This is a genomic window from Bacillus sp. JJ783 (assembly GCF_036963225.1).
GTDB lineage: Bacteria > Bacillota > Bacilli > Bacillales > Bacillaceae_G > Bacillus_A > Bacillus_A cereus_U.
This window is the reverse complement of the sequence record NZ_JBALMG010000006.1, coordinates 33,826-51,986: the sequence shown is the minus strand read 5'-3', so window position 1 is coordinate 51,986 and position 18,161 is coordinate 33,826. Positions and strand designations below refer to the sequence as shown.

The window sequence follows — 18,161 nt, the reverse complement described above, 5'->3', positions numbered from 1 at the left end:
GGCAGCAGGGCTCCCACCTAACTTCTTTGCTCCACCTGAATTTTGAGGTGAGAGTTTTACTGCCCACAAATAGCGTGATAAAAAAATTGACGAAGCGAGCATCGCATAGTAATCTAGAATAACAATTTGAAACCTGCTGAAATTCAGCAGGTTTTTTTATTAAAGAATAGATGTTTAAAGAGAATTTGGAGAAATTATAAATGGATTGTAATTTATTTATTAAACTTTTTAACGTCACTAAAATATCACTTGCTAACATATTGTAATGAATGTATAGTATCATGTTGTACATTCATTATGACAAGAGAAAGGATATCAATAAGGGTATGAAACTTGGTGCTCGCATTTTAAAAACGGGTATTGCCATTACATTAGCTTTATTTGCTTGTATTTTACTTCAATTACCGAGTCCAGTATTTGCGGGAATCTCAGCTATCTTTGCTGTCCAACCGTCTGTATACCGCTCGTATTTAACAGCTCTTGAGCAAATTCAAGCAAACGTAATTGGTGCGGTATTCGCTATCGTATTTGCTACTGCTTTTGGACATAATCCTTTTATTATTGGATTAACGTGTATATTAGTAATTGCTCTTACTTTACAATTACGCTTAGAAAAAACAATATCAATCGCTTTAGTAACAGTTATCGCCATTATGGAGTATCAAGGCGAAGATTTCTTTAATTTTGCCTTACTTCGATTCGCGACGATTATGATTGGAATTATTGCGGCTTCACTTGTAAATTTAGTATTTATGCCGCCAAAATATGAAACAAAACTTTACCATCGTATCGTTGATAATACCGAGGAAATTGTTAAATGGATTCGTATGAACAGTAGGCAAGCTTCTGATTTTACAACGCTAAAAACCGATATTGATCGTATGAAAGAAAAAATGATTAAACTAAATCATTACTATTTGCTGTATAAAGAAGAAAGAAGCTATACGAAAAAAATACAATTCGCGAAAATTCGTAAGCTCGTTTTATTCAGACAAATGTTAGCGACAACAAGCCGCGCTTTAAGCACGTTAAAGTCATTGCATCGCACTGAAAATGAACTGCGCTATATGCCAGAAGAGTTTCAGGAATCTATTCAAAACGAACTGGATTCATTAACGCATTATCACGAACAAGTGTTATTAAAATTTATTGGTAAAGCAAAGAAACAACAATCTGTTGAAATGCTTGATGAAGTTGAAACAGGTAAACAAGAATTGATTGATATCTTTATGGATTATCAAAATAAGGACGATGAGGAAGCATATAAAATATGGTTACATCTCTTCCCTCTTATTTCTTCAATTATTAACTACAGTGAGGAAGTAGAGCATTTAGATTTACTTGTGGATAGCTTCTACACATACCATAAACCAGAGAGTGAACTCCAAATCGAAGATAAAAAAGAAGACGAATAAAAAACAGCTCCTTTTACGCTAAAGGAGCTGTTTCTGTTATATGCTGAAGTTGATATAGATTGTAATAAAACCCCCTCTTTTTCATTAACTCTTCATGAGAACCCTTTTCTTTTATTTCACCATCTTCAACATAAATAATTGTATCGACATGCGTAATCGTCGCTAATCGGTGTGCAATGATAATTGTTGTCCGATCTGCAGCTAACGTTTGCAGCGCCTCTTGAATATATCGTTCATTCTCTAAATCTAAAGCGGAAGTTGCTTCATCTAATATAAGTAAAGACGGATTCTTTAGAAAAACCCGTGCGATTGCTACACGCTGTCTTTGCCCGCCAGATAATTTCACACCACGTTCCCCAACGACAGTATCATAGCCCTCTGGCAACTCTATAATAAAATTATGAATTTGTGCAGCTTTGGCAGCTGAAATCACTTCCGCCTCTGTAGCTTTCGGATTACCATATAAAATATTAGCCCCGATTGTATCGCTAAATAATAAATTATCTTGTAGCACAATTCCAATATGACTACGTAAATTTCTCATATTATACTTTCTTACATCTATCCCGTCTATATAAACTGCACCTTCAGAAACATCATAAAAACGCGGAATTAAACTAGCAAGAGATGACTTTCCTCCTCCACTTGCCCCTACAAGCGCAACCTTCTCTCCCGGGCGCATAGTTAATGACAGATTATGCAATATTTCTTTTTCATCCGCATTATAACGAAAAGAAACATTATCAAATGTAACTTCCCCATTTAACCTTTTCGTTTGCACCGCATTTGGCACATTAACAATATCGTATTTTTCATCCAACAATTCAAACACTCGATCCATCGAGGCAAAAGACTGTGTTAATGTTGTAGATGAATTAACAAGGCGACGAAGCGGACTATATAAACTATCCATATATCCAACAAAAGCAACCATAGTCCCTAGAGTTAACTGACCTTGAATCACTTCATATGCTGCAAAACCAATCACAAGTAACGGTCCTAAATCCGTTAACGTATTCACTGCCGAAAACGTTCTGGCCGTCCAACTCGTATGAGTTAGTGCTTTCGTTAAAAATTCATTATTTCTCTTTTCAAACTGTCCTCTTTCATACTCTTCTAATGCAAAACTACGTGTCACTTGCATTCCTTGAATACGTTCATGTAAATACCCTTGCATAGTTGCTAACGCTTGTGAACGCTCTTTAGTTAATTTCCGAAGACGCCCGAAAAAATATTTCACTGCAACTACATAAATAGGTAAGATTAATAAAGCAACAAAGGTTAATTTTATATTCATAGAAAACATAACGATAATGGCAATAACAATTGTTGCAGTATCTAACCAGACATTCATAAGACCCGTAATTACAAAATCCTTCGTTTGTTCTACATCATGGATTACACGTGAAATAAGCTCCCCTGTTTTTGTGTTCGAATAATAACGTAAGCTCAATTTTTGCAAGTGCCCAAAAATGTATTTTCGTAAATCGTATAGTATTGTATTGGCGATACGTTGCGCGAAATATTGGCGATAATATTCTATTGGTGGTCTTACTACTGCAAAAATAAAAAAAGCAATCCCGATTGCGGTTATTAATTGGGACGTTTTTTCTTGAAGTGAGCCCGCGCCTTGAATAACATCATCAATAATATACTTTAATAACCATGGCATAATAAGCGGGATACCAAACTTCACAAGACCAATAATTATTGTAATAGCAATGAGCCATCGATATGGTTTAACAAATTGTAAATATCTTTTTATACCTTGCACATAATCCCCCCTCTAATAGGACAAACCTGCCGGGAAATCCCCTGCAGGTTTGTTTTAATTTCTGTACATTAAATATCTTTCATACCACATATCTACGAAATCCGGTGCAAATGGACCCTTTCTTTGATGAATCCACTGTGTTAAATGTGCTACATTTCGTTTTAAAATTGTATCAATAACAGGTGGATACTGCATGATTTGACTATGCTTCTCATACTCATCTTCATCTAAAAGTGTATATGTCATATCTGGATACACTTTAATGTCTAAGTCGTAATCAATATACTTTAATGCTTCAGAGTCATATGCAAAAGGAGAACTTAAATTACAATAATAATATACTCCTTCTTCCCTCAGCATTCCAATCACATTAAACCAATAATTAGCATGGAAGTAACAAATCGCAGGTTCGCGAGTAATCCATGTTCGACCATCTGATTCCGTAACTACTGTACGATCATTCGCTCCGATCACAAGACTCTGCGTCCCTTTTAAAATCGTTGTCTCTTCCCACATTCTATGAATGGAGCCATTATGTTTATAACTATGTATTTGTACCTTTTCTCCTTCTTTGGGAAATCCCATATATGCTCCCTGCTTTCAACTGCAAATGCCATTCTTAAGTTGTCTTAACTACCCCTTGAACTGCATTCACTTTTTTTCTATTATAACTTTTTTGTCGAAATTTTAAAACTAAAGCGATAGGACACTTGTTTTCATGAGGAATATAATGAAGTTTGTACTATTGAATACCACATCACCAATCCTTTTAATAAAGGAAAATCCTCTATGAATTAGCAATACGTATTTAGAAGATTAAACGAAGATATAACAAAAAGAAAAGTCCCTTCATCTCTGTTTAAGAAAGGACTTCCCCCCTAAAATCAACAACATATCTCACCCTTAATTTTAAATTATTTTTTCGGTTTCAAAAGATTGAATCACATTATTCGTTTGCTGTTCAAATTTTTCATGCAAAAGTTTTAATGCTATTTCTGTTCTGTATATTTCTTGACGGATAAAGTGCAATTCTTTTTTATCGCACGTATCCCTTCCACTCATTTCAATTTGCTGATACTTCTCTAAATGTGATTGTAACTTTAAAAGCTCATCCATCGTTTCCAACTGCTCTCCTACCAACTTATCAAAGTCGTTCATCACTTACCCCCTTTTTGATTCATTCGCCAGTTATAATTCCTATTACATATTTCTAATCGTGAACTTCTTTCTCCTTTGACTACATTTGTTGACTTATTAGAAGTTATGTCGTTCACTTTATTTTCATTACAGTGACACGCACACAAAGAAAACACTTCTCTCGAACGGAGAAGTGTTTTTCCTTCATTACTGATTTGAGCTAGAAGATTGTGATTGTTTTGCAGCTGATTGTGCATTTTGTTTTTTCACTGCATGCACATCTGTTTCAGTTGCAAACTCTGTACCATAACTAGCATTTGCACTTTGAGCACCAGAAGCTTGTGCTTTCTGTGCCTCTGATTGTGCGTTTGCTTGTTTTACTGCTTGTACATTCGTTTCAGTTGCAAACTCTGTACCATAGCTAGCGTTTGTACTTTGAATGCTAGCACCAGAAGTTGCCTTATTATAACCTTGTTGTTTTTTACTCATCTTTCTCACCTCCACAATCAATAATGTAACCAATTCACTTAGAAGTTATCCTTAATTTTCTTTTAAAAAATTCACGCATATATCTCTTATCACTCATTCAAACTACATATGATGGAGGTGGAAATATGTATACTGGACGTGATATGACTGAGCTAACTATGATTTCCAAAAATGAATGGAAAGAGGATGAATTAGCTCATTTTCATCATTCATTTCAGCAAATTATGCCTTATCTAAATGTAGAGGGACAAACGATTTATAAAGAAATTGTGAAAGAAATTGAGTCACGGGGCGGATTATAAACGCGTGGATTTTCAACCTCAAAATACAAATTTATTTTCAATATAAAAAACGTGTTCCAAAGTTCTGGAACACGTTTTTATTATTTATCCCGCTATTCGCCAGGCAGTAAGACCCCCACCTCAAAATGCAGCGAAAGCAAAGAAGTTAGGTGGGGGACGGGCTGCCCGTAAAAGCCCGATTGGTGAAGGCTAATAATCAGTGGGGGATGAAGAAAACCCCCACTGATTAAAGTTTCACTTTATTGCATTGTAATTTTCTCAACACACTTTTCGTAAATTGTACGATGTGATTTCGAGAAAGGTAACTGTTCGAACGCTTCTTTCGACACAAACTTTAATGTATCCGTTTCGACAATATTACCTGTTACTTTTCCGTAAAATATAAATATATCCCAAGTACGATGTGTAAAAGTATGTTGTACATTCATCGCGTATTCATCAATCGAAACCGAGAGATCAAAGCTCTCCTTCATATAATCCGTAAGCTGTTGTTTCTGATTACGAATACCTTCACCTAGTTCAATATTCGGGAACTCCCACATATTAGCCAGTAATCCCGTACTTGGGCGTTTATTAATTACGTAACGACCATCTTCAGTTTGAAGTACTCCTGCAACGAGCGGTACCATTGTAGGTGCTTTCGCTTTACTTTTCACTGGTAGTTCTTTTTGAACACCTTCAGCATACCCTCTGCAATGTTCACGTACAGGACAAAGTAAACAAGAGGGATTTTTCGGTATACAAATTAATGCCCCTAATTCCATCAAACCTTGGTTAAAATAAGATGGATTTTTAGCCGAAATAATTTCACGCACAATCTCTTCAAAAACTTTTCTCGTCTTCGGTTTTGCAATATCATCCCACACTGATAAAATACGAGATAATACGCGCATAACATTTCCATCAACCGCTGGCTCTGGTATGCCATATGCAATGCTTAAAATGGCACCTTTTGTATATGGTCCCACTCCTTTTAATTTTTCAATTTTCTTTACATCGCTCGGTACTGTCCCGCCGTATACTTCTTTTACCTCTTTTACTGCAGCGTGTAAATTTCGTGCTCTAGAATAATAACCTAAGCCTTCCCATGCTTTTAATACTTCTTCATCATCGGCAGTTGCTAGCGCTTCAAGCGTAGGAAACTTCCCCATAAAATTTGCGTAATATGGTTTTACAGCCTCTACCCTTGTTTGCTGTAACATAATTTCAGAAACCCAAACACGGTATGGATCTTTATTTTTTCGCCACGGTAAATCACGTTGTTCTTTTTCAAACCAACCAATTAAATCATTTTGAAACTGTTCTATGTTAAACTCATTTAATATTTCAAGTGTCAAACTTGATCCCCCTCATTTTTTTGCATATATGTACTATTATAAAGATTTTAGGAAAAAATTTAAGTAAGATGACATAGGAAATAGAAGGCAAAGGACTTGAGGTATCGAATAAAAAGAGTTACATTAATAAAAAACGGAGGTGGATTTCTATGGACACAGCCACTCACCTTGTTATGGGCGTTACTCTAGGCAGTTTGGCAACATTAGATCCAGCTATAGCACAAAGTGATATTGGGCCACAAGCAGTGATGCTTGCAACAATTGCCGGTTCCAATATTCCTGACATCGATACAGTTTTAAAATTGCGTAATAACGCTAAATATATAAGAAATCATCGCGGGATTACTCATTCCATTCCTGCAGTGATTCTTTGGTCACTCCTTATAAGTGGCATCTCTTTCGCCTTCTTTTCAGACGCTCCCTATCTGCATCTACTACTTTGGTCATTTATTGCCGTCTTTCTTCATGTCTTTGTGGATATTTTCAATGCCTATGGTACACAGGCATTAAGGCCCTTCACAAAAAAATGGGTAGCGCTCGGCATAATTAATACGTTTGATACGGTCATTTTCTTTATCCATATACTCGCTATCGCCTGTATGCTTGTCGGAGCACATAAAGGCTATACTGCTTTAGCAGCGTATATATTAATGTTTGTTTACTACATCGGCCGCATTATGATGCATCGAAATATCAAAAGTGTAGTATACAAACGTTTCAAAAATGTAGAGAAAGTGATTATTTCTCCTTCTTACAAATTTTACCATTATCATTTAGCCGTCGTTACAACTGAACATTACTACGTCGCAAGATGGCACCGCGGTAACATCCTTGTATACGATAAATTTAATCGCGTACCGTTCCCGAATACTGCCATTATGCAAGCTGCTGTGCGAGATGAAAATATATCTGCTTTCTTATCTTTCTCACCTGTATATCGCTGGGATATTTTCGATTATGATAACTATTATGAAGTTCGATTTATTGATTTGCGGTATCGAAGTAAAGATTATTATCCATTCGTCGCAATCGTTCAGCTCGATCAAAATTTAAATATTATTAGTTCCTATACAGGATGGATTTTCAGCGAAGAAAAACTTCGAAAAAAACTAGAATTGCTTCCACATTAAAAAAAAGCGACCTAAGTCGCTTTTTTTAATGTTTCAAATGATCTTCTTGATTGATTAAATGGCTATACTTCGGATTATTTGTACGCATTTCATGAAGGCGACTTCCATGATTATTAATCCATGTTCGTACCACTTGCTCAGTCATTTCCTCACCTTGGTAACGACCTGATTTAGCATAAGTTGTTCGGAAGTCTTCCCACAGTAATTCAACCCATGCACGAGCTTGTGCGTAAGAAAGGTTGTCATTCTTATCTAATAATTCTTTCGTTAATGTTTCATAAATATCATTCATGTTCTATTCTCCTTTTACCTATTTATTCCCTTAATTTCTAAAGGATAGTTTCTTCTATTTTGCACATTCTATAAGTGATACTTCTTAAAGAGGTATCGACTGATAATGAGGGGGCGTTCTTAATGGGTAGACAAGCCGAATTTTGGTCTGAGTCAAAAAACAACAGCAAAATCGAAGGTCAACCGAAAGCGAAATCACGCTTCGCTTCGAAAAGACCTAACGGCACAATTAACACGCACCCACAAGAACGTATGCGTGCTGCAAATCAGCAGGAAGAGTAGTACAGTACAGTAACAAACTAAATTAACTTCCTACACGAGGTGATAAAGATGAGCTACCGTGACCATTTAGATCGTCGTTCTGAATTATTTAACCATACGTGGACTCGTCCAAAACATGCGAAAGCGCAAGTTAATGGACAGACGCAACAAACCCAGTCTCTCATTATACTGGCAAACGAATGTAAAAAACGCCAATTTTAGAATCTCCTATCTCCTTTAACGCCTACCAAAGATGAAAACCAGAGAGATATTCACTCTCTGGTTTTTATTTTTCCTGCAGCAAGGAAATTGGTATTCCAATCTCTTCATTATCATTTTGCTTATATCCCCAAGCAAATACCCCATTGAAATACGTAATTTTAAATACCACACCAGGTTCTTCTACTAATTCATATGTCTCACCAATATGGAATTTATTTATATCTATCATATAAGCACGAGCCATAGCCATTTTTCTCATTAATACATCGAATTCATTTACAATTCCAAGTTGCTCAGCCTTTACTGCTTGCTCCTTCAAAACCCCAATTTCTTCCCTCAGCTCATGTGGCGTCATTTCACTGTAGCGTTTTGGCATACCCATCTTATTTCCTCATCCCTCTTCACGTTTCATTTGTAAAAATATATCTATCTCATCAATAGAGAATCCTTTTCGATATAACGCTTGCTTCACCTTATTTTCGAATGTCCAACCATCATACTTCTTATATTTTTCATAATATTTATTCCCATGATAGTGTAACGCTTCTTGTTGCTGTTCGTCATCTTTTTCGTCTTTCAATTCTTCCAAACAAATTTGAATTACCTCTCTAGAATACCCTTTACGAACAAGCATTTCTTCTAATTTTTGTTTCATTTGTAAAAATGAATGCTTTTGATAAGATTTTTTTTTCTTTTCTATAAGAAACAAAGCATTCTCAATTTGCTTCTCCTTTGGATACTCTTGTAAACTATGTGTAATGATTAAATCCTGAACACCTTTACTTAATAGCCCTCTCCTAATAACAGTTGGACCTTTTTGATTCACATTACTTTGCGTTCGCACGTATGAAATCGCGTACTCTTTATCATTAATATATCGATCATGTAATAATTTCGAAATGACTTCAGAGATGATGGCCTGTCCCACTTCTTTTTTTCGTAAGAAATCTTCTATTTCTTGTTTTGTTCTCATTTGATAGGATAAATAGGAAATTGCTTGTAAATATGCTTTTTGTACCTCTTCATTGTACAAAATATTTCCTAACGCTACTTCATCAATTTCTAAGCCTTTTTGTAACCCATGTTTCATTAAGATTGATTGATTGACACTAAACCCGTACTCTTCACCTTGGCCTTTATCAATATAAATATTAAATCGTTCTTTCGATCGTTTTTGCACTTCTATTTTTGTAATGACAGCCATACTCTCACCTCTCTATTATTTTAACATAGTCAAGGAACGTTTTTGCTTTTCAAGAATATATATAATGAGGAGGAAATGATTGTGAAAATCGCAATTTCTGGTGGCTCTGGCTTTATCGGCAAATACCTTTCTAATTTTTTTATTCAAAAGGGGTATACTGTTTACATTCTTACTCGAAAAAAAACTGCTGAAACTTCACATACTAACCTTCAATACGTACAGTGGACACCGGATTTACAGACCTTCCCCCTCTCCTCTATCGATGTAGTTATTAATCTATCTGGAGAGTCTATTAATAGTAGATGGACAAAGAAACAAAAAGAAACAATTTTAAACAGTAGGATTCAAACAACAAAAGGACTCATGAAACAATTACAAGCACTCGCAACAAAACCACACACATTTATTAACGCAAGCGCTATTGGATACTATGGAACATCTGAAACAGAGTCTTTTACTGAGCAACAAGAAACTCCCGGAAATGACTTTTTAGCAGAAACAGTATTTTTATGGGAGCAAGAAGCATCTAAAGCACGTTCTCTTGGAATAAGAACAATCTACTCAAGATTTGGAGTCGTATTAGGTGCAGACGGAGGAGCTCTTCCAAAAATGCTACTTCCCTATCAATTATATATTGGGGGGACAATTGGATCTGGAAACCAATGGTTATCATGGATTCATATAGACGATGTCGTTCGCATTATTGATTTCATCATTCACAAAAAAGAAATTGACGGACCTTTTAATATTACAGCGCCAACGCCAATACGGATGAAAGAGTTCGGTGAAATTATTGCCACTATAACTAGGCGACCTCATTGGTTACCTGTTCCTTCATTTGTACTGCGCGCTTTACTCGGTGAGATGAGTATACTTGTATTAGAAGGGCAACATGTATTACCCAATAAAGCGATTGAACATGGATATCGATACACATTTCCTACAGTTAACCATGCATTACAAAATATACTCTTGCATACAATGTAGTACTTCTAAAATAGTTTTACGGGTAGTTTATCTCCTTCAAAACTTCTCACTTTCTAAACTCCGGAGCATTACTACACGAACAACCTTTCAGCTACTTTGTCTTAACTTACACTAAATATTACAAAGTAGCAGAAATGAGGTACCTATGAAAACATTGCTCAAACAAGCCATCGTATATCCTATTACCTCTCCAAAATTTCAAGGAGATGTACTGGTTACAGGAGAACGAATCACCGAGGTCAAACCTTATATTAAGCCTACTCAAGATATGACTGTTATAGACGCACGAGCTCTTCATCTTTTACCTGGATTTATTGATGTGCATACTCATCTTGGTCTCTATGACGAAGGCACTGGTTGGGCTGGTAATGATGCAAATGAAACATCTGAAGTTTCAACACCACATATCCGTTCTTTAGACGGGATCCATCCTTTTGATATTGCATTTCAAGACGCTGTACAAAATGGGGTTACGACTGTTCACGTTATGCCCGGAAGCCAAAATATTATCGGCGGTACTACTTGTGTAATAAAAACTGCTGGAACTTGTATTGATCATATGATTATTCAGGAACCCGCTGGTTTAAAAATTGCCTTTGGAGAAAACCCTAAAAAGGTCCATAGCAACGGCACAAAAGAATCAATAACACGTATGGGAATTATGGGGTTACTTCGTGAAACATTCTATGACGCACAACACTACGGGCATGAAGCTGATTTTCGAATGCTCCCTATTTTAAAAGCACTCCGCCGAGAAATACCAGTACGTATCCATGCTCACCGCGCAGATGATATCACTTCAGCTTTACGCTTTGCGACAGAATTCAATCTTGATTTACGTATTGAACATTGTACAGAAGGACACTTTATTGTTGAGGAACTTTCGAAACATAATTTAAAGATTTCAGTTGGTCCGACCCTTACACGACGTTCGAAAATCGAGCTTAAAAACAAAACATGGGATACTTATCATATATTATCGAAAAGTGGCATAGAAGTTTCTATTACAACAGATCACCCTTATACACCCATTCAATATTTAAATGTTTGTGCCGCTATCGCTGTTCGAGAAGGATTAGATGAAAAAACGGCCTTGGAAGGAATAACTATTTTTCCAGCTCGTAATTTACGTTTAGAGAATAGAATTGGAAGCATTGAAGTTGGAAAAGATGCTGATCTCGTGTTATGGACTCACCATCCTTTCCATTATTTAGCCAAGCCTGTACTCACCATGATTGACGGAAAAATAATTTACAAAAAAAATAAAAAAAACTAGTTTATTTTTTTGACTAGATAAAGTATTATACGATTATAAACTGAATGAAACCATAATCAATTTGTGTCGTGATTATCATTTTCAAATTGATGAATGGGGAAGGCAAATGGTGCGCCACCAGCGTTATAAACTGGTTCTAGTGGGTTCGATTCCCACCCCGAAATTTTTTAAAGATTGATATAAAAATTTCGAGGGTGGGTGTTTTTTCGTCATGCTACCCTCGTGTGAGGAGGAGTTAGTGTGTTGAAAAAACGCGACTTACACGACAGCCACGTTCTATACGAGTTAATGGTGGATCCAGCTGTCTTCCCTTTTGTGCGTCAAAAGGCTTATTCTTATGAAGAATATTTATTTTTAACGAAACAAACAATTGAAGCCGAAGAGCGTGGAGAATTAATCTCACGCACAATTTTAGATGAATGGGGTAACCCTATCGGTACAATTACTTTATTTGATGTGCAAGAAAAAGCCGGATTCCTCGGAACCTGGCTTGGCAAACCCTATCATGGCAAAGGATATAATAAATTAGCGAAAGATTCATTTTTTAGCGAACTTTTCTACGAATTAGATATTGAAACGATTTTTATGCGTATTCGTAAAATAAATATCCGGTCTATTAAGGCTGCCGAAAAACTGCAATATGTAAATCTAGCAAACGAAACAAGAAAAGCCGTTTATGATGAAATTAACGCGCATGAAGAAGTATATAATTTATATGAAATTCCAAAAGATCAATATACACTCGCAACAATGCGAGATACAACATTCCAAGAAGCACACCAATTAAAAGAAGCGTAATCTAAAAATTCAGAAATGATAATTAATCTTTTCTAGTTTGACATATATGTATATCACCCCATGTCTTTGGAAACGATAGATAGTGACTTTAGGACACGAGGTGATTTGTAATGGATAAAAAGAAACGTGATAAAGCAAAAAACACATTATCTAGTACACAAGAAGTTCTCTATCAACGAGAATTTCGAAAAGCAGATCGTGCAGCGGGCTATCGCTCAAAAAGCATTTAAAGTGAAACTGAATAATTAGAAGGTTTCCCCCCTAATTATTCAGTTTCATTACATAAGATCTTCCAATAGATTAGCAAAAAAGGTTCCTTATAAATAAGGAATCTTTTTTGTGGACAACTTTATCCACAAAAATCGTAGAATTGTGCATAAATTCCAAAAGTATTTTACGAATTCATCTATTTAAATGAATTCTAAACGTGAGAATTGTGGATAATTTTCTAAAAATTGTGGACTATGTGGATATAGTTGTTAATATTCCGACTTTACTGTCTAATAGAAGCGCAATCCGTTGTGGATAAAGTGAAACTGTAATCAGCGGGGGTTTGTTGATTATTAGCCTTCACCNNNNCCTAACTTCTTTGCTTTCGCTGAATTTTGAGGTAGGGGTCTTACTGCCCGCAAATAGCGGGATAAGTTAATAATTCACGTTTACTTTTTTTACAACAATAAAAAAACCCTCTTTAAATGCTTAAAAGAGGGGTTTCATATTAAGTAAAAGATTCGGCAAGAGCTGGTGATTTAATAGGTATATGATTCGGCTCTGCATGATTTTCTGCCAAAATTGTATCCACAATATGACCAGCTGGCTCAGGACGATAAATACTTTTCATTGCTTCTTTCATTTGAAGAAGCTTCATATCATCTTGTAATAACGCCTCTGTTTTTGCAAAAACTTCACTATCATCACGAATTACAACTGCAGCCCCTTTTTTTTCAAAATACAACGCATTTTCATTCTCTTGTCCTGGGACAGGTTTATATAAAATGACAGGTACTTGTAATGCTGCTGCTTCGCTTAATGTAATACCACCTGGCTTCGTAATCATACAAGAAGTAACACGGAACAACTCATCAATGTTTTCAACATAACCAAATACTTTTAAAGCATCAGAACTTTGTTCCTGTAGTTCCATTAAATCCTGCTTTAAAGCTTCGTTTTTCCCACAAACGACAACTACTTGTAAGTTTGGTACTGACATAAATGACTGGCATAGCTCTTTTACACTCCCTAGCACACCATGAGCACCTGCTACAATTAGTAACATCTTTTTATCCTTACATAACTGATATTTATTATATATAATTGCTGGATTTATCTTTAGCTCAAAACTGCTGCGAATCGGAATCCCTGTTTCAACAATTTGCTCTGCAGGTACACCGATATCAACCATCACTTTTTTCACATGATCGGTTGCTACAAAATAACGATCTACTTCTCGATGGATCCATATTTTATGCACACAAAAATCCGTTAATACGTTATAAACAGGAATAGAAATACCTATTTGCTTTTTCAATTCTGGTACAGCGATGATTGGAAAGGTATTAATAACAATATCCGGTTTCTCCACCTGTAATAGCGTCTTCAAACGCTTTCTCCCAAAATTCGCATACCAAGATGCTATTTTTTTATCATAAATTTTCTCTACACCATAATAAAACAAACGATATAATTCTTTTCCTACCGTATAGCTTTTTAAATATAAATATTTTGTAATATCGGTTATAACTGGATGTGATTCTCCAAACAAGTCGCATACTATTACATCTTTGATTCCTTTTTGACGAAAGGTTTGTTCTAATGTTTTCGCTACTTGCACATGACCGTTACCGTAATGTGCAGTTAATATTAAAACCTTGGGGTTTTTTATCAAACAAATCCACTCCTAGCTTTTTGTTTCTCCATATTGCATATACGACAATAGGAAAAACATTTTCCTTAAACATTACATACTCGGATTCCAATATTCCCCTGTTAGCTATGTACCTGTCGTGGATATGCAAAGCATATAAGATTGACCCCTTAATCCTATCTGTGCTCATATCTTTACATTATACTTTCCTATAAGAGCTTTCGCAATAACTTACAAATGTTCTATATTTCATGATACTCACTCTTTTATTTCTTAATTCTTTTTACTATTTTGATTTCCCTTTACAATTATGTAAATTTCTCCGCCTATCCTTTACAAAAATATGGATATTCTCTCTTCAGTATACTCTTTTCTAAATATATACTCTAGATTTTATTATAAAGTGAAACTTTAATCAGTGGGGGGGTTATTCATCCCCCACTGATTATTAGCCTTCATCAATCGGGCTGCCCACAAATAGCGGGATAAAGAAACAAAAAGCCTAATCCAATATTTGGATTAGACTGCTTTTAAAATATATTTCGCACGCTCAACATTTTCTTCTGTCGGTGGATTCACATCCGCAAGTGGATACTTATGTCCAAGTGCCTCCCATTTATAAACACCGAGTTTATGATATGGCAACACTTCCACTTTCTTAACATTAGATAGACTTTGAATAAAGTTTGATAAATTTTGCAAATCCTCTTCACCATCGGTAACACCGGGAACCAATACATGTCTTACCCAAATTGGTTTCTTTTTATCCGATAAGTAACGAGCAAATTGTAAAATATGTTCATTTGGTTTCCCTGTTAATTTACGATGTTTCTTTGAATCAATATGCTTCAAATCCAATAAAACTAAATCTGTATAATCCATTAAAATATCTAGCTTATTTTGGAATTCTGGTTCTTCAGAATAACAACCGCCCGAAGAATCGATTGTTGTATGAATACCAGCTTCTTTGCACTTTTTAAACAACTCAATTAAGAAGTCTAGCTGCAATAGTGGCTCTCCACCGCTAACTGTTATACCGCCTCCAGAAGCTTCAATAAATGGAAGGTAACATGTCACATCCTGTATCACTTCTTCAACTGTTATTTCTTTACCTTTACCGATTTCCCACGTATCAGCATTATGACAATATTGACAACGTAATAAACACCCTTGTGTAAATATGACATAACGAATCCCAGGGCCATCAACAGTACCACAAGACTCTACAGAATGTATTCTTCCTTTTACCATGTTACTTCCTCCTTTATTGAAACAGCCTCCCTCCGCTATATATTAAAAGCGGAGAGACACTTTTTTCACTTACATGCTTTCATGCATTGTACGGTTAATTACATCAATTTGTTGTTCACGAGTTAATTTAATAAAGTTAACAGCGTAACCAGATACACGAATTGTTAATTGTGGATATTTTTCAGGGTGCTCCATTGCATCCATTAATGTTTCACGGTTAAATACGTTAATATTTAAGTGGTGTCCTTGTTTTATTGCATATCCATCAAGCATAGATACTAAGTTGCGTACTTGTACATCATCTTCTTTACCAAGTGCTTTTGGAATAATAGAGAATGTATTTGAAATACCATCTTGTGCATCTTCATATGGTAATTTAGCTACAGATAATAATGACGCTAATGCACCTTTTGTATCACGGCCATGCATTGGGTTTGCGCCCGGTGCAAATGGTTCTCCAGTACGACGTCCATCTGGAGTGTTACCAGTTTTCTTACCGTATACAACGTTAGATGTGATTGTTAAGATTGACATTGTATGAACAGAATTACGGTATGTTTTATGTTTACGAATCTTGTTCATAAATGTTTTCACAAGATTTACTGCGATTTCATCTACACGATCATCATTGTTACCGTATTTAGGGAAATCTCCCTCAATTTCGAAATCAACTGCAATACCATTTTCATCACGAATTGGTTTTACTTTTGCGTATTTAATTGCACTTAAAGAGTCTGCTACTACAGATAATCCAGCGATACCTGTTGCCATTGTACGAAGAACATTTGTATCATGAAGTGCCATTTCAATACGTTCATAGCTATATTTATCGTGCATATAGTGAATTACATTTAATGTATTTAAGTATAGACCAGCTAACCATTCCATTGTCATATCGAATTTACGCATAACTTCTTCATAATCTAATACTTCAGAAGTAATTGGTGCGTATTCAGGACCAACTTGTGCTTTTGACTTTTCATCTTTACCACCGTTAACCGCATATAGTAATGCTTTCGCTAAGTTTGCACGTGCTCCGAAGAACTGCATTTGTTTACCAATTCTCATTGCTGATACACAACAAGCAATACCGTAGTCATCACCGTAGTCAGAACGCATAATGTCATCATTTTCATATTGAATTGCTGATGTTTTAATAGACATTTTTGCACAGTAGTTTTTAAAGTTTTGCGGTAATTGTTTAGACCAAAGAACTGTTAAGTTTGGTTCTGGTGCTGGTCCTAAATTATCTAATGTATGCAAGAAACGGAATGAGTTTTTTGTTACTAACGGACGACCGTCTAACGCCATACCACCGATAGATTCAGTTACCCAAGTTGGATCTCCAGAGAATAGTTCATTGTAATCAGGCGTTCTTGCAAATTTCACAAGACGTAATTTCATAATGAAATGATCAACAATTTCTTGTGCTTTTTCTTCTGTTAAAGTACCATTTGCTAAATCTCTTTCAATGTAAACATCTAAGAATGTAGAGGTACGTCCAAGGCTCATTGCTGCCCCGTTTTGCTCTTTAATTGCTGCAAGATAAGCAAAGTATAACCATTGGAAGGCCTCTTGTGCATTTGTAGCTGGCTTAGAAATATCGAATCCATGAGAAGCAGCCATCTGTTTTAACTCTTGAAGTGCACGCATTTGCTCAGATAATTCTTCGCGTAAACGCATTGTATCTTCGCTCATTACACCGCCAGTTAAATTATAATCAGCTTTTTTCGCTTCAATTAAATGATCTATACCATATAGCGCTACGCGGCGATAGTCACCGATAATACGTCCACGTCCATATGCATCTGGAAGACCAGTAATAACACCTGATTTACGAGCCGCTTTCATTTCTGGTGTGTATGCATCAAATACACCTTGATTATGAGTTTTACGCCAGTCTCTGAAAATCTTGCTAAGTTCTTTATCCATTTCATATCCATACGCTTCACAAGCTTGTTCCGCCATACGAATACCACCATATGGTTGTAAAGAGCGTTTAAATGGTTTATCAGTTTGGAAACCGACCACTTTTTCAATATCTTTATTTAAATATCCTGGTTCATGTGATGTAATAGAAGAAACAATTTTTGTATCCATATCAAGAACGCCACCGTTTTCACGTTCCTTTGTTGTTAAATCCATTACTTGATCCCAAAGTTTTTTCGTTGCTTCAGTTGCTTCCGCTAAGAAAGAGTCTTCTCCCTCGTAAACGTTTACATTATTTAAAATGAAATCGCGAACATCAATCTCTGCTTTCCATTTTTCACCTTTAAAGTTTTCCCACGCGTTTTTTACATTTTCTAATACTTTAGTCATCCTAATCTCCTCCATTTTTGATTAGTACAGGACTGCGTTTTTTTATATAACAGCTTACACACTTAGAATACTACTTTTTTTCGGAGGTGGACGAAATAGTTGTG

The 18,161-nt window shown here is 35.7% G+C and carries 20 protein-coding genes; 9 read left to right on the top strand and 11 right to left on the bottom strand.

Features of this window, described 5'->3' with window-relative positions:
- The first annotated feature begins 326 nt into the window (after positions 1 to 326).
- Positions 327 to 1,415: an aromatic acid exporter family protein gene (locus V7038_RS01500; RefSeq protein WP_002010342.1), complete on the top strand. Its 1,089-nt coding sequence runs from the start codon at positions 327 to 329 to the stop codon at positions 1,413 to 1,415.
- Between the two features lie 13 nt (positions 1,416 to 1,428).
- Here the strand turns inward: V7038_RS01500 and V7038_RS01495 are convergent, their stop codons facing one another.
- The 4 genes from V7038_RS01495 to V7038_RS01480 form a co-directional block, all read right to left on the bottom strand.
- The gene (locus V7038_RS01495) at positions 1,429 to 3,189 is read right to left on the bottom strand and encodes an ABC transporter ATP-binding protein (protein WP_335468849.1); all 1,761 of its coding nucleotides are present in this window, start codon (positions 3,187 to 3,189) and stop codon (positions 1,429 to 1,431) included.
- A gap of 54 nt (positions 3,190 to 3,243) precedes the next feature.
- The gene (gene ntdP, locus V7038_RS01490) at positions 3,244 to 3,774 is read right to left on the bottom strand and encodes a nucleoside tri-diphosphate phosphatase (RefSeq protein WP_000506627.1); all 531 of its coding nucleotides are present in this window, start codon (positions 3,772 to 3,774) and stop codon (positions 3,244 to 3,246) included.
- A 324-nt stretch (positions 3,775 to 4,098) separates the two neighbouring features.
- Positions 4,099 to 4,347 carry a YgaB family protein gene (locus V7038_RS01485; protein WP_002091121.1) on the bottom strand — a complete coding sequence of 83 codons (249 nt, stop codon included), beginning with the start codon at positions 4,345 to 4,347 and terminating at the stop codon, positions 4,099 to 4,101.
- Between the two features lie 186 nt (positions 4,348 to 4,533).
- On the bottom strand, positions 4,534 to 4,815 hold the full coding sequence (locus V7038_RS01480; protein ID WP_002151730.1) for a gamma-type small acid-soluble spore protein: 282 nt from the start codon (positions 4,813 to 4,815) through the stop codon (positions 4,534 to 4,536).
- 125 nt (positions 4,816 to 4,940) lie between these two features.
- Between V7038_RS01480 and V7038_RS01475 the strand changes: the two genes are divergently transcribed.
- A complete protein-coding gene (locus V7038_RS01475; protein ID WP_199661209.1) occupies positions 4,941 to 5,117 on the top strand; it encodes a hypothetical protein in 177 nt (58 codons plus the stop codon).
- 239 nt (positions 5,118 to 5,356) lie between these two features.
- On the opposite strand, the gene mutY is transcribed toward V7038_RS01475, so the two are convergent.
- Complete coding sequence (gene mutY / locus V7038_RS01470) at positions 5,357 to 6,454, bottom strand: A/G-specific adenine glycosylase (RefSeq protein WP_070127871.1); 1,098 nt, start codon at positions 6,452 to 6,454, stop codon at positions 5,357 to 5,359.
- Positions 6,455 to 6,603: 149 nt separating this feature from the next.
- On the opposite strand from mutY, the gene V7038_RS01465 reads away from it, so the two are divergent.
- Positions 6,604 to 7,584, top strand: coding sequence for a metal-dependent hydrolase (locus V7038_RS01465; RefSeq protein WP_002125060.1), 981 nt, complete (start codon positions 6,604 to 6,606; stop codon positions 7,582 to 7,584).
- Positions 7,585 to 7,609: 25 nt separating this feature from the next.
- Here V7038_RS01465 and V7038_RS01460 read toward each other — a convergent pair whose 3' ends face one another.
- A complete protein-coding gene (locus tag V7038_RS01460; protein WP_002113846.1) occupies positions 7,610 to 7,876 on the bottom strand; it encodes a YfhJ family protein in 267 nt (88 codons plus the stop codon).
- 122 nt (positions 7,877 to 7,998) lie between these two features.
- Here V7038_RS01460 and V7038_RS01455 point away from each other — a divergent pair, with 122 nt between their 5' ends.
- Together V7038_RS01455 and V7038_RS01450 are read left to right on the top strand one after the other, a co-directional pair.
- Entirely contained in the window at positions 7,999 to 8,157 is a 159-nt protein-coding gene (locus V7038_RS01455; RefSeq protein WP_002113845.1) for a small, acid-soluble spore protein K, read from the top strand.
- Positions 8,158 to 8,205: 48 nt separating this feature from the next.
- Complete coding sequence (locus V7038_RS01450; RefSeq protein WP_002010325.1) at positions 8,206 to 8,358, top strand: YpzG family protein; 153 nt, start codon at positions 8,206 to 8,208, stop codon at positions 8,356 to 8,358.
- Positions 8,359 to 8,422: 64 nt separating this feature from the next.
- Here V7038_RS01450 and V7038_RS01445 read toward each other — a convergent pair whose 3' ends face one another.
- Positions 8,423 to 8,740, bottom strand: coding sequence for a YfhH family protein (locus V7038_RS01445; protein WP_002113842.1), 318 nt, complete (start codon positions 8,738 to 8,740; stop codon positions 8,423 to 8,425).
- Positions 8,741 to 8,749: 9 nt separating this feature from the next.
- Entirely contained in the window at positions 8,750 to 9,562 is an 813-nt protein-coding gene (recX, locus tag V7038_RS01440; RefSeq protein WP_002113830.1) for a recombination regulator RecX, read from the bottom strand.
- 81 nt (positions 9,563 to 9,643) lie between these two features.
- Here recX and V7038_RS01435 point away from each other — a divergent pair, with 81 nt between their 5' ends.
- The 4 genes from V7038_RS01435 to V7038_RS01420 all read left to right on the top strand — a co-directional run bounded on the left by V7038_RS01435 (position 9,644) and on the right by V7038_RS01420 (position 12,853).
- Entirely contained in the window at positions 9,644 to 10,549 is a 906-nt protein-coding gene (locus V7038_RS01435; protein ID WP_335468844.1) for a TIGR01777 family oxidoreductase, read from the top strand.
- Between the two features lie 145 nt (positions 10,550 to 10,694).
- Positions 10,695 to 11,825, top strand: coding sequence for an amidohydrolase (locus V7038_RS01430; protein ID WP_002113826.1), 1,131 nt, complete (start codon positions 10,695 to 10,697; stop codon positions 11,823 to 11,825).
- Between the two features lie 240 nt (positions 11,826 to 12,065).
- Positions 12,066 to 12,623, top strand: a complete 558-nt coding sequence (locus tag V7038_RS01425) for a GNAT family N-acetyltransferase (protein WP_002091129.1) — start codon at positions 12,066 to 12,068, stop codon at positions 12,621 to 12,623.
- A 110-nt stretch (positions 12,624 to 12,733) separates the two neighbouring features.
- On the top strand, positions 12,734 to 12,853 hold the full coding sequence (locus V7038_RS01420) for a YfhE family protein (RefSeq protein WP_000358484.1): 120 nt from the start codon (positions 12,734 to 12,736) through the stop codon (positions 12,851 to 12,853).
- Positions 12,854 to 13,341: 488 nt separating this feature from the next.
- On the opposite strand, the gene V7038_RS01415 is transcribed toward V7038_RS01420, so the two are convergent.
- The 3 genes from V7038_RS01415 to pflB all read right to left on the bottom strand — a co-directional run bounded on the left by V7038_RS01415 (position 13,342) and on the right by pflB (position 18,057).
- Positions 13,342 to 14,508: a diglucosyl diacylglycerol synthase gene (locus tag V7038_RS01415; protein ID WP_002113823.1), complete on the bottom strand. Its 1,167-nt coding sequence runs from the start codon at positions 14,506 to 14,508 to the stop codon at positions 13,342 to 13,344.
- Between the two features lie 498 nt (positions 14,509 to 15,006).
- The gene (gene pflA, locus V7038_RS01410; RefSeq protein WP_335468841.1) at positions 15,007 to 15,738 is read right to left on the bottom strand and encodes a pyruvate formate-lyase-activating protein; all 732 of its coding nucleotides are present in this window, start codon (positions 15,736 to 15,738) and stop codon (positions 15,007 to 15,009) included.
- Positions 15,739 to 15,807: 69 nt separating this feature from the next.
- Entirely contained in the window at positions 15,808 to 18,057 is a 2,250-nt protein-coding gene (gene pflB, locus V7038_RS01405; RefSeq protein ID WP_335468839.1) for a formate C-acetyltransferase, read from the bottom strand.
- Positions 18,058 to 18,161: the final 104 nt, after the last annotated feature.